Annotated in this window: 13 protein-coding genes; 8 read left to right on the top strand and 5 right to left on the bottom strand. The window is 60.2% G+C overall.

The features are described 5' to 3' along the window. Positions 1-142 precede the first annotated feature (142 nt). Positions 143-1,459: an FAD-dependent oxidoreductase gene (locus ACXYL9_RS06670; RefSeq protein ID WP_459038798.1), complete on the bottom strand. Its 1,317-nt coding sequence runs from the start codon at positions 1,457-1,459 to the stop codon at positions 143-145. Positions 1,460-1,824: 365 nt separating this feature from the next. Between ACXYL9_RS06670 and ACXYL9_RS06675 the strand changes: the two genes are divergently transcribed. The 3 genes from ACXYL9_RS06675 (at position 1,825) to lepA (ending at position 8,555) form a co-directional block, all read left to right on the top strand. After that, the gene (locus ACXYL9_RS06675) at positions 1,825-4,350 is read left to right on the top strand and encodes an EAL domain-containing protein (protein WP_459038799.1); all 2,526 of its coding nucleotides are present in this window, start codon (positions 1,825-1,827) and stop codon (positions 4,348-4,350) included. A 102-nt stretch (positions 4,351-4,452) separates the two neighbouring features. Next, positions 4,453-6,669: a putative bifunctional diguanylate cyclase/phosphodiesterase gene (locus ACXYL9_RS06680; protein ID WP_459038800.1), complete on the top strand. Its 2,217-nt coding sequence runs from the start codon at positions 4,453-4,455 to the stop codon at positions 6,667-6,669. A gap of 68 nt (positions 6,670-6,737) precedes the next feature. After that, on the top strand, positions 6,738-8,555 hold the full coding sequence (gene lepA / locus ACXYL9_RS06685) for a translation elongation factor 4 (RefSeq protein WP_459038801.1): 1,818 nt from the start codon (positions 6,738-6,740) through the stop codon (positions 8,553-8,555). Positions 8,556-8,558: 3 nt separating this feature from the next. Here the strand turns inward: lepA and ACXYL9_RS06690 are convergent, their stop codons facing one another. After that, the gene (locus tag ACXYL9_RS06690; RefSeq protein WP_459038802.1) at positions 8,559-10,358 is read right to left on the bottom strand and encodes an ATP-dependent nuclease; all 1,800 of its coding nucleotides are present in this window, start codon (positions 10,356-10,358) and stop codon (positions 8,559-8,561) included. 73 nt (positions 10,359-10,431) lie between these two features. Between ACXYL9_RS06690 and ACXYL9_RS06695 the strand changes: the two genes are divergently transcribed. After that, positions 10,432-11,307, top strand: a complete 876-nt coding sequence (locus ACXYL9_RS06695) for an HNH endonuclease (protein WP_459038803.1) — start codon at positions 10,432-10,434, stop codon at positions 11,305-11,307. Positions 11,308-11,614: 307 nt separating this feature from the next. Here ACXYL9_RS06695 and ACXYL9_RS06700 read toward each other — a convergent pair whose 3' ends face one another. Next, a complete protein-coding gene (locus tag ACXYL9_RS06700; RefSeq protein WP_459038804.1) occupies positions 11,615-12,289 on the bottom strand; it encodes a hypothetical protein in 675 nt (224 codons plus the stop codon). A 212-nt stretch (positions 12,290-12,501) separates the two neighbouring features. After that, a complete protein-coding gene (locus ACXYL9_RS06705; protein WP_459038805.1) occupies positions 12,502-13,767 on the bottom strand; it encodes a glutamate-5-semialdehyde dehydrogenase in 1,266 nt (421 codons plus the stop codon). A gap of 185 nt (positions 13,768-13,952) precedes the next feature. Here ACXYL9_RS06705 and proB point away from each other — a divergent pair, with 185 nt between their 5' ends. The 4 genes from proB (at position 13,953) to recN (ending at position 19,936) form a co-directional block, all read left to right on the top strand. After that, positions 13,953-15,134: a glutamate 5-kinase gene (proB, locus tag ACXYL9_RS06710; protein ID WP_459038806.1), complete on the top strand. Its 1,182-nt coding sequence runs from the start codon at positions 13,953-13,955 to the stop codon at positions 15,132-15,134. 101 nt (positions 15,135-15,235) lie between these two features. After that, on the top strand, positions 15,236-16,033 hold the full coding sequence (locus ACXYL9_RS06715) for an outer membrane protein assembly factor BamD (protein WP_459038807.1): 798 nt from the start codon (positions 15,236-15,238) through the stop codon (positions 16,031-16,033). Positions 16,034-16,106: 73 nt separating this feature from the next. After that, positions 16,107-18,191 (top strand): CapA family protein, encoded by a 2,085-nt coding sequence (locus ACXYL9_RS06720; protein WP_459038808.1) that lies wholly within the window; start codon positions 16,107-16,109, stop codon positions 18,189-18,191. Between the two features lie 80 nt (positions 18,192-18,271). Beyond that, positions 18,272-19,936, top strand: a complete 1,665-nt coding sequence (gene recN / locus ACXYL9_RS06725) for a DNA repair protein RecN (RefSeq protein ID WP_459038809.1) — start codon at positions 18,272-18,274, stop codon at positions 19,934-19,936. Here recN and ACXYL9_RS06730 read toward each other — a convergent pair. Next, the gene (locus tag ACXYL9_RS06730) at positions 19,933-20,427 is read right to left on the bottom strand and encodes a DUF2165 family protein (RefSeq protein ID WP_459038810.1); all 495 of its coding nucleotides are present in this window, start codon (positions 20,425-20,427) and stop codon (positions 19,933-19,935) included. The two genes, recN and ACXYL9_RS06730, sit on opposite strands and share 4 nt — an antisense overlap. Positions 20,428-20,456 lie beyond the last annotated feature (29 nt).

Genomic DNA, 20,456 nt, shown 5'->3' on the forward strand with positions numbered 1-20,456 from the left:
GCGTTCTCCTAGAGCTGACATGGCGCGTATCCTCGCGCCCGCATTTCCCCATGCTCGCCCGGTTCCTAGCAAATGGACGTGGGTCTTGGCTATCGGATAGCGAAAATCACCTGGTCGCCCCCAAGGGCAACTACAGTGGTTTTCAATCTCGGGCAGCGATCATGCTGGCAATGTCGACGAACTTCTCGCGAGGCGCACCATCGCGGGCGGCAGCCTCTTCGGCTTCCTCAATGCGCTTCCAATCGCGGAAGGTGACGATATCGAGCTCGCGCTCCTGCGCCAACGCATCAAACCCCTTGCGGCCGGCTTTGCGCCCACGGCCCAGCGCGCCACTGTCGGCGTCCTCGGCGATCTTTTCGACCACGCCATAGCCGTCCGGGCGATTGGTGCCGATCGTGCCTGACGGGCCACGACGTGCCCAGCCGACACAATAAAGGCCCGGCAGGATCCGCCCTTCGTCGTTGGCGAAACGCCCCGCGCGCTCGTCAAACGGTACGCCCGGGATGGGCGAAGTGCGATAGCCGATGCAGGCGATGACGATATCGGCATTGATGTCATAGGTCTTGCCAGTGCCGATGGCGCGACCGGCCTGGACCCTGGTCTCCTCGACCTCGATCGCACTGACCCTGCTGTCGCCCTTGAATGCGACCGGGCTGGCGAACATGTCGAATTCGATGGTGACCGGTGTCTCACCCTGGATGCTGGCAGGGATCGCTGCAAAATCTCGCAGGTGCCGAACCGATTTGCGCAGCCCCGGTTCCAGCAGCGCGTCCTCCTCCTCGTCGGGCAGGTCTGATGGGTCGACCATCGGGCTGGCACGCTGGAGATGCATGAGTTCACCCAATTCCTTGGGCGTCATCATAATTTGGTGGGGGCCGCGTCGGCCGACGATGGTGACCGTCTCGATATTGCTGGCCGCCAGTGCTTCGAGCGCATGGGCGACGATATCGGCACCTTCAAATTCTTCAGGAGTCTTGGCCAGAATGCGCGCCACGTCGAGAGCGACATTGCCCATGCCGATGACAGCTGCATGACGACCCGACAGATCCGGATCGAGTCCCGCAAATTCGGGATGCCCATTATACCAGCCCACGAATGCCGCGCTTCCGAAGATGTTGCCCAGTTCCTTGCCGGGCAAATCGAGTTCGCGATCCAGCGGAGCGCCGGTTGCCAGGATCACCGCGTCATAGAGGTCCTGCAACTCATCGATCATGATATCGCGGCCAACAGCCACATTGCCTACGAACCGCACGTTCTCGGACAGATTGGTCTTCTCGAACCTGCGCGAAACACCCTTGATAGATTGGTGGTCCGGGGCAACGCCGGTGCGGATCAGGCCGTAAGGGACGGGAAGCAGGTCGAAGATATCAACGGCGACCTCGCTTTCCCATAATTTCTGGGCCGCCTCGGCAGTGTAATATCCAGCCGGTCCCGATCCGATAACAGCGATGTGTCGCAATACGGTGCCCCTCTCCCGATGAGGAGCAAGATGCCCTGTCGCCCTTAAACTGGCAAGGGGAACAAAATACGGGGTTTCCATAGCCTTCGCATTGGGTGGCAGGGTGATTAACCACGATTGGTCAGTATCGCTTTTATCCTTTGTAAACCGCTCGCAGGCATAGCGAACCTATGGGCGGCACCATTCCAAACGATCAGATCCCGAAGGGGCCAGAGCCCGCGGCATTGCGCGTGCCTGCAACCGCAAATGCCGAAGCGCGCCCCGTTAGGCCAAAGAAGTCGTCCGGCAAACCTGCGCGCGGGCGCGATGATCGCCGTGATCCCGACACCGCGCGCGGATCGACTCGCACCTCAAAAAAAATCGCGATGACAGAGACTTATGTCCTGCCAAGGCGTTGGTACTTCGCCAGCATGGTGCCGCTGGTCGCTGGTATCGCAGGATCGGCTCTACATGCCGGATTGCCTCCCACCTGGACTATGTTTTGCCTGCTGAGCGCTGGTTTGCTGTTCCTCGTCGGACAACGCGTCAGCCAGTGGGAACGAACCTATCCACAAGACTTGGCAGTAGCCGCACCGCTTGCCGTCGCAGTTTCTCTCGTGCCGTCGGGCCTTTATGGGCTGGCATTCGGCTTGTGGATTGCCCTTGCGGATTTTCCCGTAGCTTTTGCCCTCGCCGCAATCGTCAGCCTGAACGCCGTTTCCGCGACCTTGCTGAGCGGGCGACCGAACCTGGTTTCCGGGTGTCTTGCATCATCCTGGGCGCCCTTGGCCTTGTTGTCCGGTGAACCCCGGACCTATGCCGTTTTCGCGGGCCTCGTCATCGGGCTGGCATTGCTGGCGCGATACCAGGCGAAGATGGACCAGGCGCGCGACGAGAAGCGACAGGCCGATGAACGTATTCTCAATCGCGCCATCGATATCCTGCGCGATTACGAGGAAACCGGCCACGGCTGGTTCTGGGAGACCGATCGCCGGGGTCTGCTCACCTATCTTTCCGCGCCCGTTGCCTTCCATATCGGATCCGAGCCTGGTGAACTTATCGGTCGCCCGATCACTACACTGTTCGACCTTGCTGAAGACAATCGCGAAGGCGAAAGGACTCTTTCTTTCCATCTCTCGGCGCGCTCGGCCTTTCAGGAACTGGCCGTCCGCGCTGCAGGAGACGAGGAACGCTGGTGGACCATATCGGGACGTCCGATCTTCGACAGCTTCCAGAACTTTTGCGGATTCCGCGGCTCGGGTACCGATCTGACCGAGAAGAAACGCAGCCAGGAGCAAGCCTCGCGACTGGCGCATTTCGACTCTCTGACCGGGCTCGCCAACCGCCACCAGATGTCGCAAACCCTGGAGAAAATTCTCAGCACACCGAACCCCGCGCATCGCGAATGCGCGGTATTCCTGCTCGATCTCGACAGGTTTAAGCACGTCAACGATACGCTCGGCCACCCAGCCGGCGATGCGCTGCTCAAGCAAGTCTCGCTTCGGCTGGAAAATACGGTCGGCGAGAACGGACGCGTGGGTCGCTTGGGTGGCGATGAATTCCAGGTCATATTGCCAGGCCGCGTGCCGCGCGAGCAATGTGCCCATCTCGCAGCGGGGATCATAGGCGCATTGTCGCAACCTTACACCGTCGATGGCCAGCGCGTGGTTATCGGCGCCTCGGTCGGTATCGCCATCTCACCTGAGCACGGCGAATCCAGCGACGACATCATCCGCAACGCCGACCTTGCACTTTACGCTGCCAAGGACGGTGGGAGGGCACGGCACCACTTCTATTCGAATGACCTGCATTCGAAGGCCGAAGAACGCTCGATGCTTGAACAGGACTTGCGGGACGCCATTCAGAACGGCGAGCTGGAGCTGTATTACCAGCCGGTGGTCCATACGGCGACCGAGCGGATCGACGGGTTCGAGGCGCTCCTTCGCTGGAACAGTCCCGTGCACGGCTTCGTCAGCCCGGCCAAGTTCATTCCGATTGCCGAGGACACCGGCCTGATCCAGCCGATCGGTGAATGGGTCCTTCGTACAGCGTGCCAGCATCTGGCCCAATGGCCGGAACAGATCCGGTGTGCGGTCAATGTTTCACCGGTTCAGTTTGCCAACGAGCAACTACCCCGCATTGTCCTCGATGCCATCGCGAGGGCGCAAATCTCGCCTGCCCGGCTGGAGCTTGAGATTACCGAAAGTGTGTTCCTCAACGACGACGCCGGCCGCGATGCCATGTTCGCGAGCCTCAAGGACATCGGCGTAAGGCTGGCGCTCGATGATTTCGGCACCGGTTATTCCTCGCTTGGCTATCTCAAGACCGCCCCGTTCGACAAGATCAAGATCGACCAGAGCTTCGTGCGGGGGGCAACCCAGCCCGGTAGCCGGAATGGTGCGATCATCGCCTCCATTACCAGCCTTGCGCAGGAACTGGGGATGGATACCACCGCGGAAGGAGTCGAAACGGGCGACGAACTCGACCTTGTTCGCATGCATGGCTGCAGTCATATCCAGGGCTATATTTACGAGAAACCCCTGACGCGCGAGAATGCCACAGAGCGTCTCAAAACAGGTCTGTCGGCTATTGCCTGCGGTCCACAATCGAGCCGTGCCCCGCGCCAGAGCATGCTGCGCAAGATTGTGCTCGAACATGGCAACCAACATTATCACGGCACCATTCGCAATATTTCAAGCACGGGGGCATTGATTGAAGGATTGTGGAACGTGCCGCCAGGGACGATTTTTCGTGTCGCGATAACCGAGAAGATGAGCGTCACCGGAACTGCGCGGTGGAGCAAAGATGATCGCATGGGCCTCGAGTTCGCACAGGCCATGCCGCAGCTCGAACCGGGTAAGCTGAACTTGCAGGCCACCGACACGACATTTGCCCTCAAGCGGGCCAGTTAAGTTAACGCGAAAGTAGGCAATAAGGGATACGGGTCACATTGCAGGTGAACATCTGCGTTTCGGGTCGAAACAAGGGGTATCCTAGAGGATTTTTGCATAGCCATGGCCATCGGCAATATCTTTTCGAGACGTCGCGAAAGCGATCAGCCAGCCGAACAGCTTGGCGAGCAGTCCGTGATTGGCGGGTCCGATGTGCGCCGCCTTAGGCTGCTCGACGATTTCGAAAATGCCAACCTTGGCTGGTTCTGGGCGACCGATGCCGATGGCAAGCTGATCTACCTTTCCGAAAACGCCGCCAAGCAATTTGGCCGTGATGTCTCCGAGATCCTCGGGCGGCCGTTGTCCGAGTTGTTTATCCTCGACCGCGACAACGAAGATCCTGACGAGCAGGTCCAACGACCACTACCCTTCCTTCTACGTGCCAGGAGCACCATCTCTGATCTCGAAGTGCGCATCTCTGCAGATGACAAGCATAGCTGGTGGGTCATTTCCGGCAAGCCGCAGATCGACGAGGAGGGCACATTCCTCGGTTATCGCGGCAGCGCGCGCGATATTTCCGCTGTCCGCGAGAGCCGCCGCGAGACCGGTCGATTGGCCGAGTATGATTCGCTGACGGGGCTTGCCAACCGCCACCGCATGACCAAGCGGCTGACTTCCACGCTGATCGCCTACAAGGCCGCCAAGCGGAGCTGTGCTCTGATGGTGCTCGACCTTGATCGGTTCAAGCAGGTCAACGACACGCTCGGCCATCCCGCCGGCGACGAATTGCTCAAGCAGGTTGGGCAGCGCTTGCAACGGATTATCGGAAACACCGGCGAGATCGGGCGCCTGGGGGGTGACGAGTTCCAGATCACGCTCCCCGATATAGAGGATCGCGGTAAATTGGGCGATCTCGCCACGCGCGTGATCCAGATGGTTTCCCAGCCGTACTCGATTGACGGGGCCCGGGCCATCATCGGGACCTCGGTCGGTATCGCGATCGCGCCGTTCGATGGGATCGAGACCGACGAGCTGATCAGCGCCGCCGATCTTGCCCTTTATGCCGCCAAAGGTGGGGGGCGGGGCCAGTTCCGATTCTATTCGAGCGAACTCAAGGACGGTGCGCGCCTGCGACGGCAGATCGAGGAAGATTTACGGGACGCGCTGGTTCAGGAGCAATTGCAATTGCACTACCAGCCGCTCGTTGAGGCAGATACCCACAAGGTAAGAAGCTTCGAATGCCTGTTGCGCTGGGAACATCCTGAGCGGGGCTGGATCAGCCCGGCGGATTTCATACCCGTGGCCGAGGAAGCCAACTTGATCACCGATATCGGCGAGTGGGTTCTGAAAAAGGCCTGCAAGGATGCGGCGACGTGGCCGCACGGCGTCGGCATCGCCGTTAACGTATCGGCCGTCCAGTTCGGCAATGCCGACCTCCCGGTCGTGGTGAAGAACGCGCTCGATGCGTCGGGACTGGAACCGGAGCGACTTGAACTCGAATTGACGGAAAGCGTCTTCATCGGCGATCCGGCGACGACGCAGGACATGTTCCAAAGCCTGAAAAAGCTGGGCGTAAAACTGGCACTGGATGATTTCGGTACCGGTTACTCCTCGCTCGGCTATCTCAAGACTGCACCGTTCGACAAGATCAAGATCGACCAGAGCTTCGTGCGTGGTGCAACCGACAGCGACAATAATAATCTGGCCATCATAACCGCCATCGTCAGTCTCGCGCGTGCATTGGGCATGATAACCGTTGCCGAAGGGGTGGAGGCACAAGACGAACTGGAACTGGTCTGCGAACAGGGCGCTGATCTGATCCAGGGCTTCATCTTCTCCAAGGCTATCCCCTATGACGAAGTGACCCGACGGCTAGAGGACGGCGAACTGGTATTTGCGCCCAAGGGCCCAGCCAAGCATCGCGCGGATCGTCGCGCCGTGTTCCGCCGCATCGGCGTAATCCACGAGGACCATCGCTACGAGGCGGTCATGCGCAATTTGTCGAAGACCGGCGCGCGGATCGAAGGCTTGCTTGACGTGCCACTTGGCACTGGCCTCGTGCTCGACCTTGGCGGCGGGCAATTGGCTGTTGGCATCGTGCGGCGCTCTGAAGGAGCGGAGCAAGGCATCGAGTTTGAAACGGCGCTGGTAAGTGACGGCGCTGACGGACTGTGCACGCGCCACCGGATTTCACCCTATATGCTGGCCGCAGCCGGTATGCCCCTAGCGGCATTGCCGCCCGGGCATTATCAGCCTGCAAACAATGGTGGGGGTCGCAAGACCAATCCGAAGTTCATGCAGATTGACCTGACTTCGGACTCCGCGAGGCTGCAAAACTGAGCCCTTTGGCCTGACCAACGATAACCCCTGCTGACAAGCGTCTGCGAGGCGGCTATTGGCGCAGCCAAATGACTGACCTTTCAAAAATCCGCAATTTCTCGATCATTGCCCATATCGATCATGGCAAGTCGACCCTGGCCGACCGGCTGATCCAGCTGTGCGGCGGGCTGACCGACCGCGAAATGTCCGAGCAAGTACTTGATAACATGGACATCGAGAAGGAGCGCGGCATCACCATCAAGGCGCAGACCGTGCGCCTCAATTACACCGCGTCTGACGGCGAGACTTACGAGCTCAACCTGATGGACACGCCCGGCCATGTCGACTTCGCCTATGAAGTCAGCCGGTCCCTGGCCGCGTGCGAGGGCGCGCTGCTGGTGGTCGACGCGGCGCAAGGGGTGGAGGCGCAGACGCTCGCCAATGTCTACCAATCGATCGAGCACGATCACGAGATCATCCCCGTCATCAACAAGATCGACCTGCCCGCGGCCGAGCCCGAGATGGTCCGCAAGGAGATCGAGGACATCATCGGCATCGACGCCAGCGACGCGGTGCTGACCAGCGCCAAGTCCGGCCTTGGCGTGGAAGACGTGCTGGAGGCGCTGGTCAAGCGTATCCCGCCGCCCAAGGGCGACCGCGACGCCCCGCTCACCGCCAGCCTGGTCGACAGCTGGTACGATCCCTACCTTGGCGTCGTCATCCTGGTGCGGGTGATCGACGGCGTGCTGAAGAAGGGCCTCAACGTCCGCTTCATGCAGGGCGGCACCCAGCATTTGATCGACCGCGTCGGCGCCTTCACCCCCAAGCGCATCGACCTGCCCGAGCTTGGCCCCGGCGAAATCGGCTTCATCACCGCCCAGATCAAGGAGGTGGAGCAGGCCCGCGTCGGTGACACCATCACCACGGTGAAGGGCGGGTCCGACACCCCGCTGCCCGGCTACAAGGAAGTGCAGCCGGTGGTGTTCTGTGGCCTGTTCCCGGTCGACGCCGCCGATTTCGAAAAACTGCGCGAGAGCATCGGCAAGCTGCGGCTCAACGATGCCAGCTTCAGCTATGAAATGGAAAGCAGCGCCGCGCTGGGCTTCGGCTTCCGCGCCGGGTTCCTGGGCCTGTTGCACCTGGAGATCATCCAGGAACGCCTCAGCCGGGAATACGATCTCGACCTCATCACCACCGCGCCTAGCGTCGTCTACAAGGTCCACCTCGGCCATACCAAGAACGAGGAGGCCAAGACGATCGAGATCCACAACCCGTCCGACTGGCCCGACGTCAACCGGATCGAGGTGATCGAGGAACCGTGGATCAAGGCCACCATCTACACCCCCGACGACTATCTCGGCGCGATCCTGAAGCTGTGCCAGGACCGGCGCGGCATCCAGGTCGGCCTCACCTATGTCGGCGGGCGCGCGCAGGTGACCTACGAATTGCCGCTGAACGAAGTGGTGTTCGATTTCTACGACCGGCTGAAATCGATCAGCCGCGGCTATGCCAGCTTCGACTATGAACAGATCGGCACCCGCGAAGGCGACCTGGTGAAGATGAACATCCTGGTCAACGCCGAGCCGGTCGACGCGCTGGCGCTGATCGTCCACCGCGCAGTGGCCGAGGAACGCGGCCGCGGCATGTGCGAGAGGCTGAAGGACCTGATCCCGCGCCATCTGTTCAAGATCCCGATCCAGGCCGCCATCGGCGGCAAGATCATCGCCCGCGAAACCATCGCCGCCCTGCGCAAGGACGTGACCGCCAAGTGCTATGGCGGCGACATCAGCCGCAAGAAAAAGCTGTTGGAAAAGCAGAAGAAGGGCAAGGCCCGGATGCGCGAGTATGGGAACGTGAGCATCCCGCAGGAGGCGTTTATCGCTGCGCTGCGGATGGGGGAGGAGTAGGGGCTATTCTTGAACGGCATTAAACTCGAAAACGCTTTCGATCAAATTAAGAACGGGTTCGAAGCCTGCGAAAGCCTCTTCACCGAGATTTGGGACAATCTGTTCTGCAAACAATTCTTTCCCCCTACCAACCATTTTATATTTCGTCTCATCTGGCAAGTCGACGTCAACCTTTGCGGTGCCGACTTGTCGGGTCGCCTGCATACGATTCAGGGTTAGTCGTTCACCATCGTGTTCGGTTAACAAGACTTCGTCAGGGAATAAAAACTCAATCGGCAAATTTTTGACTTCTTCGCAATCTTGGCAGAATTCTGGAGCAGGAAGGCAAGCGGCGTAGGCCTGTCCATGCATGCCCTTTTTGACATCGAAGTCGTCAATGTCGATTTCGACGAAATTCCTGTCGAGTTTGAAAGCCTTTACGCCCTCTGCATCAAGATCGAAGAGGGCGAGCACCGGGTGAGGGTGATCGTGTGCAACGCCTTTTACTCGAATTGCAAGAGTGCTTGCCCCGCCATTTCCGCTTCCGGCGTTCTCCCCACCTGTCTCACAACTCCTTATCTCATAAGGTAACTCTTCTGCACGCAATTTCGACCAAGCGGTTCGCAATATTAGCGCGTCCGTGCGACCTTCCGTAAGAACCACTGGGCGAGCAATTTGTTCTAATTCTTGACGCAATTGAGTAACGTTGCTCTCGGCCGCTTTTGCCCGCTGTTCGAGAACGGAAAGGTCTTTTAGTGCAGCGGAAACCGCCGGTAGATAGAAACCCTCGCTGATACCTTCGTGCACGTCGATCTGAACCAGGCCGTTCCCCTGCACGATCTCTGAGTTTGAATCACTCCCTTTGCGGACGTAGAATTTGGAGACGGTGTCGTCATCTAAATTATAAAATGACGGGCTATGCGTGGTCATCAAGACCTGAATTTTCTGGTCCTCTGCCAGAGAAAGAAATCGCTTCGCTTCTGATTGCGCTGCAACGAAGTCCAAAGAGTTTTCGGGTTCTTCGAAACCCCAAATATGAAAGTCGTATCCATCACCATCGGAGATAAATTTTAGAAGCTCCGGAATATGCCTTACTTTCACCCCGTCGCCTCGTTGGCGGGTCAGCGATTTAGGATTGGATTCTCCTTCCGAAAGTGTCTCAAAGTCGAGAGTCTGAAACATTTGCTTCATTCTCTTAGGCGCTCCGATCCTCGTGCTGGTAGCGACTTCCGTAGGAAGGCTATCAAACATATTCTGAGTTAACTCGTGAAGATTCTCCGAAAGGTCACCAATGGTCGTTAAAAATTCGTCCGACTCTGCGATGACTTCATGGATATTTGAGAGCAACATCTCAAAAATAGTTACATCCTTAATTGCAGGGATATAAATGAAACGAATTTTGTTTAAAAAAAGTTTTGCAATGTGCCTTCTGTTTGAAGGTATGCTCGTTGACATTTCTTCGTGATAATCTTGACCACGAGAAACAGTCCACTGTCTTTTTACGTAAAACTGATCACCTAAAGAAGGGCGAAAGCTTTGCGGTGTGTTAAAGGTAACTTTTACGTAGAGAAATTTTCTAACATCATCGCTCTGTTCTGCTTCGGAAGCGCGAAACTCAGAAAAATCGATAGGAAACTCGAACTCTTGGTTGTGGTCAGGGGTGCCATTGAAAAACAAATTTAGGGCGCGGACAATGTTTGACTTACCGGAATCGTTCTTGCCGAAAACGATATTTAAGTCGGTCATATTTCTCAGCTTTGCCTTGTAAAAGCTGCGGAAATAAGAAATTTCAATTTCCCTTATTAGCTGCATTGAGACTTCCATTTTGCTGGGTGATCATTTTCGCAATTGCATTGCTAGCCGTGCTACGGCTTAACCTCTGGAGCGAGTTATCAAAATGACTTCTGGCGTTTTTATGCACAAGGATGGGTCGATCTACGACGACATTCCCGAGGTGCATTATCAGTTTCCCAAGATTTACCTCAGCCGCGCCAAGCAGATGGTTGGCGAATGGATAGTCTATCGCGAGCCGGTGAAAATCCCGCAGTCCAAGGGCTTTTTCGCGGTCGCAAAGGTTGAGAAAATCGTGCCGGATCCGGAAATATCGGACCGATACCGCGCACTGATTACGCCTGGCAGCTATCTGCCTTTTCAGCCAACGGTCCCGCACATCGTGGATGGCGAGCCAGTTGAGCGCGACTTGGCCAATGCGCAGGCAGCCGTGCGCCCGCTCTCGAATTCGGATTTTGCGCGGATTATCGCGCTAGGTCTGCCTGACGAGGATTTCCTGCCGCGAACCGATGGTAACGATGACGAACAGGACGAGAACCGTGTTCGAAATCAGCAGATGCCGTTTGAGGTCGAGCACCCAGTAATCACTTCGCTTGTTTGCAAGAAGTTTCGCGACCGCGCTTTCCGGCGCGCTGTATTGACCGCCTATGATGAAAGATGTGCCTTCACCGGCTTGAAGCTGATCAATGGTGGCGGTCGGGCCGAAGCGCAGGCGGCGCATATCAGGCCGGTTGTGCACAACGGGCCGGACTCGATCCGCAACGGCTTGGCGCTGTCCGGCACGGCGCACTGGATGTTCGACCGCGGATTGATCGGGCTGTCTGACGATCTCAGTATCATGATCTCGCGGCAGGTGAACGACTTGGCGAGTGTGGAAGGGATGCTCAACAAGTCCGGCAAGGCGACCGCGCCGGAGCGCGCGGGTGATCGCCCGCATCCGGCCTTTCTCTCGTGGCACCGAGAGCATTGCTTCAAAGCTTAGCGCTTGAGGGGATGAATTGTTTGTTGGACCCTGCGGGCGGGGCGCGTCCGCGCCCCTTGCTTCCTCGCATGGGCTCGGGCGGCCGGTCGGCCTTGCGGCTTGCTGATCGCAAGCCGTGTTACGCGAAGCGGTGGTGATCTAATCCCACCCATCATCCTTGATCGTCCGCACCACCGGCCCTTCGTCCGGCTCCTCCACCTTGCGTTCGCGCCAGCCGGGTGGGGGGAGGGGGATCGCCTCTTCCTCGGGCGCGGGCGCGGCGGCGTCGGCATCCTCGTAATCCGGGTGCTCCGGGTCTTCCCACCACTTATAACCCTGCGCCTCGTCCTTGGCCTGGCAGTGCAGGGAAGGCGTCCCAGGCGGCGCGGGTGCGGGGGCTTAGCTGGGCGAGCCAGTTGCTGCGGGCGCGCTCCAGTTTCGCGTCGAGCGCGGCCAGCTGCGCGTCCTCGTCGTCTCCGCTAGCGGCACGGGCGGCGGCGTCCTGCGCGGCGCGCTCTGCCTCGCGCTCTGCCTCCCAGGCCTTGCGCCATTTCTTCTTCAGCCGCCGCCGTTCCATCTTGCCCACGGCGTTGAGGCCCTTCAGGTCGGACTTGCCGCCTGCAAACCGCTCTGGCGCGCGGTTCCTCAGCATGAACATCAGCAGCCGGTCGTTATAGACGCGCCGCGTGCCGACCAGCTTGCCATAGAAATAGACCGGCACCTCCACCCCGTTCAGCGCGCGGTCCATCGCCACGTCCTCGATCCGCTGCACGCCGAGGTCCAGCGCGGCGGTCCACGCCTTGCGGAAGCTCTCCGCGCCCGGCTGGCGACGCAGGTGATAGGCGCCAACCGTGCTCATATCGACCGCCTTGCACGCCGCTGCGACCGAGCCGGTATCGGCCAGCGCCTCGATGAAGGCGCACTGGCGCTGCTCGGTCCAGCCGTCATGGCGGTTGCACTTGCGCGGGACGGGGGTGAAGGCGGGCAGCTCGCTCGCGGGCACGGGCAGGCGCGCGGTGTGGGGATCGGTCTTGCGGGTCACATGCGCGGGTGAAGCAGAAAGCGCGCGAGTAGGAAAATGAAGGCCCGTGCTTTTCGCACCCGCCTTCGCGGGCGCGTCCTCGGTTCGGTTGCTCCGCTTTGCGCCGGGCAACCGCAGGCAGTCGGTCGCCTTTGCGGCGCTTCGCGCCGTACCGCCGCGACCAGGCTTGGGGTTTACCCTCTAACTTGGCCGCTACCGTGAACGAGGTATTTGAAGCTGCACAATTGCTCCAGCCCGACCGGGCCGCGGGCGTGCATCTTGCCGGTGGCGATGCCAATTTCAGCGCCCATGCCGAATTCACCGCCATCGGCGAACTGCGTGCTGGCATTATGCATCACGATGGCGCTGTCGATCGCGGTCATGAAGCGGCGCGCGGCCTCAAGGTCTTCAGTCAGGATGGCGTCAGTGTGGTGTGAGCTGTGTCCGTCGACCCAGGCGATGCCTTCATCGAGACCATCCACTACTTTCACCGATGCGATGGGGCCGAGATACTCGGTGTTCCAGTCGTCCTCACTGGCAGGCTTGATTCGAGCGTCCAGTTTCACTGCGTCCTCGTCACCGCGCAATTCGCAATCACCGGCCATCGCTTCAGCAAAAGCGGGGATGAAGGCGGGCGCTATGGTGCGATCAACCACCACGCTCTCGGTTGCGCCGCACACGCCGGTCCGGCGAAGCTTTGCATTGCGGATGACATCAACCGCCTTTTCGACATCGGCCGCCTCGTGAACATAGGAATGACAATTGCCGTCGAGGTGCAGCAATGTCGGCACGCTGGCCTGGTCGCGCACCAGTTCGACTAAGCCACGCCCGCCGCGCGGAATGACGAGGTCGATATATTCGTCCGCCTTGAGCAGTTCCGCCACCGCATTGCGGTCGGTGGTTTGAACCGTCTGAACGGCCCCTTCGGGCAGTCCTGCCGCGGCGAGGCCAGCCTGCATACAGGCGACGATCTCGCGGGTCGAATAGCGGCTCTCACTACCGCCGCGGAGGATTACGGCGTTGCCGCTCTTGAGACACAGCGCGCTGGCATCGGCGCCCACATTGGGCCGGCTTTCATAGATCATGCCGATAACGCCGATCGGCACTGCAACGCGTTCTATCTTGAGGCCGTTGGGTCGTTCGAAGGTCGCCAGCACCCGTCCAACGGGATCGGGCAGGTCGGCGATCTGCTCGAGGGCGCCGGCCATGTCCTCGATCCGGTCCTTGGTCAGGCGCAGGCGGTCGATGAAACTTTCGGGCTTCTTGCCCTCGACACTGGCGACATCCTTGGCGTTGGCTTCGAGCAGCGCGGGTGCAGCTTCCCGCAGCGCCTTGGCGGCTTCGATCAGCGCGGTGTTCTTGGCCTCGGGCGAAGCGCCCAACAGCTTGCGGGCCGCGTCGCGGGCTTTTTCACCCAGTTGCTGGATATGGATAGCCGGATCGAGCGTTTGGTCGTTCATGGTAACCTTTCAAACTTGTGCTGAGCCTACTGGAAAGGCTCGGTTTTCCGGCTTCGCGGCGCAGGGAGAACCCGGGCGCAACGCAGAAAGCCGTTGAAGTTGCTGCGATGCAACATAGGTATTTGGCAGCAAATTTAAACCACGGGCTGCCGTTTGTGGCCCCCAGACCATCGCGAAGGTACGTTTTGACCAAGACCAACAGGATCGTCGTTAAAATTGGCTCTGCGCTGCTCGCCAACAGCGAGCGATTGACACCGCGCTACGGATTTATCCAGCGGGTGATGGAAGATATCGCCCGGCTGAGGGCGCAAGGCTACGAGGTGATACTTTGCTCCAGCGGAGCGGTGGCGCTCGGAATGCGGGTTGTCGGGGCGGAACCCGGAACCGCCGGCCTTAGCGACAAGCAGGCGGCGGCAGCCTGCGGGATGCCGCAGCTTCTCAACGCCTACAAGCAGGTCGGATATGAATTCGACATCGAAATTGCGCAAATCCTGTTGACCCTGGGCGATTTCGAGGACCACCGGCGATTCCTCAACACGAAAAACACCGTTCACCGTCTGCTCGAATCGAAGATCGTGCCGATCGTCAATGAGAATGACACCATCACCACCGAGGAAATTCGGGTCGGCGACAATGACCGACTGGCCGCCAAGATCGCCCAGATGGTGCAGGCCGAGCATTTCGTGATCCTGACCACGGTCGATGGGCTGTATGATCGCAATCCGGACGAAGACGGCGCCCAGTTGGTCGAGGAAGTCGAGGATGTCAGCGAGTATCTCGATGCCACATCCGGGAAGAGTGCGCTCGGCACAGGCGGGATGCTGACCAAGCTGCAGGCTGCCAACATGGCTCAGAACGCCGGTTGCACGGCATGGATTGCGCATGGCGAAGTCGACCGCCCGATCTCCAGCATCCTCAGCGGCGAACGTCGCTGTACGCGGTGTCTGCCCAATCCGCATCCGGCAAGTGTGTGGGACAACTGGCTGGCCGATCGCCTGCAGATGGCAGGTCACCTGGTCATCACCGACGAGGCAGCGGCACGGCTTGACGGAACCGCGCCGATCCGCCGCGATGACCTGGTTTCGATGGATGGCGATTTCACCCGGGGCGATGTCCTTCATATATACGACAGCGCGGGGGTCGAGCGAGCACGCGGGCTGACCGATTTCACCAGCGAGGAAACGCGAGTGCTGATCAATAACCCCGACCTGCCGGCGGACCAGCTGCTCGGTTACCAGACCCATGCCGAGATCATCCGCGCCAACAACCTCGTGTCGCTAGAGGAGCATCACCTGACATGGGACCCGCCGGAAGCCGAATCGGGACAGCGCAGGGTGGTTCCGACAGAAGATGACCCGATGGCCTGATCGGCACGTCCTTCGTACAGCTTTGCCGCCCGCATTTTTCCCCCGGCTATGGCGACATACTTCACTTGGCGTTCAGCGGGGGCAGGGCTATAGCGCGGCCCATGTTCGCCAACACCACGCCCGCGCGCATTCGCGCCTTCGCCCTTCCGCTGCTCGCCGCAACCGTGCTTGCAGGGTGTTCAACCGGCGGCGGGGTCCGCGACACCGCCTATGTCGCGCGTGACGTGGAAACTCTCTACGCCTCGGCCAAGGAACGGCTCGATCGGGGCAATCCCAAGCTTGCCGCTGCGCTGTTCGACGAGGTGGAGCGGCAGCACCCCTATTCCCCCTGGGCCCGGCGCGCGCAGTTGATGAGCGCATTCAGCTATTACGTCTCGCGCGATTACACCAAGGCTATCCAGAGTTCGCAGCGCTTCCTGTCGATCCATCCCGGCAACCGCGATGCTCCCTATGCCTATTACCTCATCGCGCTCAGCTATTACGAGCAGATCAGCGATGTGCAGCGGGACCAGAAAACGACAGAGCAGGCGCTGGCGGCGCTACGCGAAGTCGATCGCCGCTACCCCAATACGAAATATGCGGCTGATGCCCGCCTGAAGACCGACCTCGTGCTCGATCACCTTGCAGGCAAGGAAATGGAAATCGGCCGGTTCTACCAGCGGACCGCCAAGTGGGCCGCATCGGTCATCCGGTTCCAGAACGTGGTGGAAACCTACCAGACAACCAGCCACACGCCCGAGGCGTTGTATCGGTTGGTCGAATCGAATTTAGCCCTGGGAATTCCTGCCGAAGCCAAGAAATATGCCGCTGTCCTGGGCGCAAATTACCCGGGCAACGAATGGTATGAGAAGGCTTACGAGCTGATCAGCGACAAGGCACCCTCCCTGGCTACCCGATAACGCCGCACGGCCCCGAATTGCGGGCCGGTTGAGGGTTAACGCAATCTTGTAGTTCTGATGCGAGTTTCCCCGCATGGTTCGGGGTCTCGTCCTCTGGTTCGCTGCCGTGCTGACCGGGCTGGCAACAGCTGTCGCGATAGTTGTCGCGCTGGCACCAGCGGGTATGCCCGTGGCAACCCCGGCGGCCGCAAGTCCTGCAAATGTAACGATCCGCGGGGCGCTCGACGGGAAGCGTGACAGGATCGACTTCGCTGGCGTTTCGGTGGCGATAAACGAAGTCCCCGTCACGCTCTCCGCAGACGGCTCTTTCAATGCCGAAATCGCGGTCGCGCCTTATTACCGCATCGACATAACCGGCGATCCCGTGTTCGCCATGGTGCAGACCTTCGGTAATGAGGAATTGCGCTACGATAGCTGCAATTGCCTGCACATTCCCGCAATCGAACTCGTGGCTAGGAAGCCGGGCCGAATCGAGTTGTTCTTTGGCGGCGATTCAATGGCAGGCAGGCGATATTTCCATACCGGGCAGCGCATTCGGTCGGTGCTCAAACATGATGATCTGGATGCCGATCTCGACCGGCTATTCGATCACATCCGTCCCTATATCGCGACTAGCGACTTCGCCTCGATCAATCTGGAATCGGTGGTGGCCGAGAGCGAGCCGGGACCGCCAGCGCCCAAGAAATACCTTTTCTTCTCTCCCCCTCAACTGCCCGCAGCGCTGCGACGCGCAGGGATCGATCATGTCAGTCTCGGCAATAATCATACCGCCGATTATCGCGATGCCGGCATGCAGACTACGATCGATGCGCTGATTGATGGAGGGATCAGGTTCTCCGGCGGGGGGATGAACGTCGCGCAAGCCGAGCAGGCGGCGCGGGTGAAGGTGGGCAATACCAGGCTGGCCTTGTTCGGCTTCGTCGGATGGCGCGGCGATTGGAGCCCGAACCAGATTGCGCGGGTCGACAAGGCCGGTGCAGCATGGGGCACCAATTCTGCGATCGATCGCGTGACCCGTCGCGAGCTAGCCGCGGGGCATGTCCCGATCATGGAATATCATGGCAACATGGAATATATGGATCGCCCGTCCGACCTTTCGCTGCCCCGGTTTCGCCGCGCTGTCGACTTGGGCAGTCCGCTGGTGATCGGACATCATCCGCACGTCACCCAGGGACTGGAAATCTACAAAGGATCACTGATCGCCCATTCGTTGGGAAATTTCCTGTTCGACCAGGATCATCCTCACACACATTCGACGTTTGCTCTGAAGGTATGGATGGAAAATGGCAGGTTCCTGCGCGCCGAGCCCATCCCCTTGCAGATACTCGACTATCGTCCCGTGCCGGCCGTTGGCGGGATGCGAGAGGCCGTCCTGCGCCGCCTGTTCTGGTTGTCGGAGGAAATGGGTACGAACCTGAAATTAAGTGGCGGCCACGCTGCAGTCTGGCGCGAAAACCGGAAAGCGGAAAACAGCGCCTGCACTCAGCCGGGCGAATTCACACTGGTCGGCTTTGCGCCCCATTGCGGCGATCGAGCGAGCGAATATGGCCGCAACATCATCCCGCGCGGTGATTTTACGAATGTGCAGATGGGCGTGGCGCGCGATCGCTACTGGAAGGCGCAGAATGCCAGGCTTTCGATCAGAACGGCGCAGGACGGCACGGGCGTGCTGGAACTGTCACCCCTTGCGGCGCACAAGTCTTTTCACCTCATGGCGGCGTCTTACGTGCGCGACATTTACGCCACCAGGTTCACCTTCAAGACACGGATAAAGCTGCCGTTCGATGCCGAAATCGAGCTCATCACGCGCGACAAGCCACCTGAAGGCGCGGCTCCCACCCGTTCCATCCTAGGCGATAGCGTGGCCACTCGCCAATTGCGGGGCAGTGACGATTGGCAGAATGTAGAATTCGATTTCTGGCTGCCCCCGGCAGAGAGTCCGCGCCTTCCGCCCGGACCCGAAGGGGCTGCACATCCATTCCGGCCGATCCTGCGGATCAAATATATCGGCAGGCGCCTGGGCGATGATGAGATAGCGCGGATATCCGACATCGCGCTCATCGAATGGCCGCCAGGCGAGATCCAGGATGATCGCGGGATTGCCTGGTGGTGGACGCACAAGCGCCCGACAAAGGCAGCGGCGATCGCCCGCAACTGAGCGCGATCGCAAGAATCCCCACAACTGTGTGCTTGCAGCGGTGACGTAGCTGCGCGCTTCGGCTAGGAATCGACGCTGCAATGCTGACCCGGCTGACCATTCGCAATATCGTGCTCATCGAGACTCTCGAGCTGGAGTTCGGGCGCGGGTTGGGCGTGCTCACCGGAGAGACCGGCGCGGGCAAGTCGATCCTGCTCGATGCACTGGGTCTGGTACTGGGCAATCGCGCCGAAAGCGGGCTGGTGCGGGCCGGCGAGGACAAGGCCAGCGTCACCGCCAGTTTCGAATTTTCCCGCTTGCCAGAAGCAATCGCCGAAGCGCTCGACGACGCCGATATCGAGGTCGAAATGGGCGAGGCGCTGTTGATCCGGCGCCAGCTCAAGGCCGATGGCGGCTCCAAGGCGTTCATCAACGACCAGCCGGTCGGCGTTGCCTTGCTGCGGACGATCAGCGGGGCGCTGGTCGAACTGCATGGCCAGCATGATGATCGAGGGCTGGTCAATCCGCGCGGTCACAGGGCTTTGCTCGATCGCTATTGCGGCGGAGATCGGGATGCCGTGGTCCACGCTTGGACCGAATGGCATCGCACGCGCGAGGCGCTCGCCACCGTCCGGCAGGAAATCGAGGACGCCAAGGCCGAGCAGGACCTGCTGCTGGCACATCTGACCGAATTGACCACGCTCGAACCACAGGCTGGCGAGGAAGAGCGGCTCGCCACCGTGCGCGCCGATATGCAGAAGGGCGAGAAGCTGGCCGTCGACCTGGAAGAATTGCGCCATGTCTGGGACGGCTCTGATGCTCCGCTGACACAATTGCGCAGCGCTGCTCGCCGGCTCGACCGGATTGGCGGGGAACACCCGCTACTGGCAGATGCGCTGGCCTCGCTCGACCGCGCGGTGATCGAGGCGACCGAGGCGGAGGAAAAGCTGGCAGCCGCCGCCGATGCGCTGCACCATGATCCGGCCGCGCTCGATGCTGCCGAAACCCGGCTGTTCGAACTGCGCGCGCTTGCCCGCAAGCATCGCTGCGAAGTCGACGAATTGCCGCACAAGATGCGCGAGTTCAGGACCGCGCTCGACGGCATCGAAGCGGGTGAGGCCAAGCTCGACGCGCTCGAACTGGCCGAGCGCGAAACCGGAGACGCCTATCGCGAGGCGGCTCATGCGCTGCACGCGGCGCGCGTTGCGGGTGCGCAGGAGCTGGACGCAGCGGTGGCGGACGAGCTTGCTCCGCTCAAGCTCGATGCAGCCCGATTCCGAACCGATGTGCGGGAACTGCCGGAAGAAAAATGGGGCCCATCCGGCATCGATGCGGTCGAATTCCTGATCGAAACGAATCCCGGCGCTGGTTTCGCCCCACTCGCCAAGATTGCCAGTGGCGGCGAATTGTCGCGCTTCATCCTGGCGCTCAAAGTGGCACTGGCGGAGCAGGGCGGGGCGGCGACGGTTATATTCGACGAGATCGACCGCGGCGTCGGCGGCGCGGTGGCGAGCGCGATCGGCGAGCGACTGGCGAGGCTGGCGGCCGACGGGCAATTGCTGGCCGTCACGCACAGCCCGCAGGTCGCCGCACGGGGGAATACGCATTACCGCATCGCCAAGTCATCAGAGGGCATTGTGACTCGCACTTCGGTCGAGCGGCTCGACGATGCCGGACGGCAAGAAGAAATCGCGCGGATGCTCAGCGGCGCGGAAATCACCGATGAAGCACGCGCGCAGGCGGATCGTTTGCTGGAAGGGGCCTAGGCCATCTCTTCCTCGCGCTGACCGAGATAGAGCAGGACGAAGAACCCGAATGCAGCATAATAGAAGGCGCCCTGGAACGAGCCAGATCCCATTTCGGTCTGCCACATCTGGTAGCCTGCCGCGCCAAATACGTGGAAGAAGCCAAACCACACGATGACTGCCATCCCGCACCCGAGCTTCGCCCATTTCTTCGCTGCCGCAAATGTAGCGGCGTCGGAACGGCGTGCGCGTGCCATATTCCTCGCGCCCAGCAGGGCAAAAAGGGCAGTGGCAAATTCGCCGGCAAAAACGAGCCAGGCCGCGGCCCGGGTCCAAGGCGGACCAAGCGCTGGCAGCAAATTACCGGGATATGCGGCGTGATCGGCCTGCGACATGACGTAGTCGAGCGAGGCGTAAGCCTGATCGAGGTTGATCAGGTTCTGCAAGAGGTAGAACAGCGCCATCAAACCCAGCAATGCGCTGAAAATTGCTTTCAAATCACGATCGATCATCGCTACTCCCCCCAATAGCTTCTTGATGT

The sequence above is a fragment of the Qipengyuania sp. CAU 1752 genome (genome assembly GCF_054482615.1).

What these genes read in the sequence shown, in the direction of transcription:
- ACXYL9_RS06675 (WP_459038799.1), top strand. Translation starts at nt 1,825, where the DNA reads ATGACAGAGACTTATGTCCTGCCAAGGCGTTGGTACTTCGCCAGCATG.
- ACXYL9_RS06680 (WP_459038800.1), top strand. Translation starts at nt 4,453, where the DNA reads ATGGCCATCGGCAATATCTTTTCGAGACGTCGCGAAAGCGATCAGCCA.
- lepA (WP_459038801.1), top strand. Translation starts at nt 6,738, where the DNA reads ATGACTGACCTTTCAAAAATCCGCAATTTCTCGATCATTGCCCATATC.
- ACXYL9_RS06690 (WP_459038802.1), bottom strand. Translation starts at nt 10,358, where the DNA reads ATGGAAGTCTCAATGCAGCTAATAAGGGAAATTGAAATTTCTTATTTC.
- ACXYL9_RS06695 (WP_459038803.1), top strand. Translation starts at nt 10,432, where the DNA reads ATGACTTCTGGCGTTTTTATGCACAAGGATGGGTCGATCTACGACGAC.
- ACXYL9_RS06705 (WP_459038805.1), bottom strand. Translation starts at nt 13,767, where the DNA reads ATGAACGACCAAACGCTCGATCCGGCTATCCATATCCAGCAACTGGGT.
- ACXYL9_RS06715 (WP_459038807.1), top strand. Translation starts at nt 15,236, where the DNA reads ATGTTCGCCAACACCACGCCCGCGCGCATTCGCGCCTTCGCCCTTCCG.
- ACXYL9_RS06720 (WP_459038808.1), top strand. Translation starts at nt 16,107, where the DNA reads ATGGTTCGGGGTCTCGTCCTCTGGTTCGCTGCCGTGCTGACCGGGCTG.
- recN (WP_459038809.1), top strand. Translation starts at nt 18,272, where the DNA reads ATGCTGACCCGGCTGACCATTCGCAATATCGTGCTCATCGAGACTCTC.
- ACXYL9_RS06730 (WP_459038810.1), bottom strand. Translation starts at nt 20,427, where the DNA reads ATGATCGATCGTGATTTGAAAGCAATTTTCAGCGCATTGCTGGGTTTG.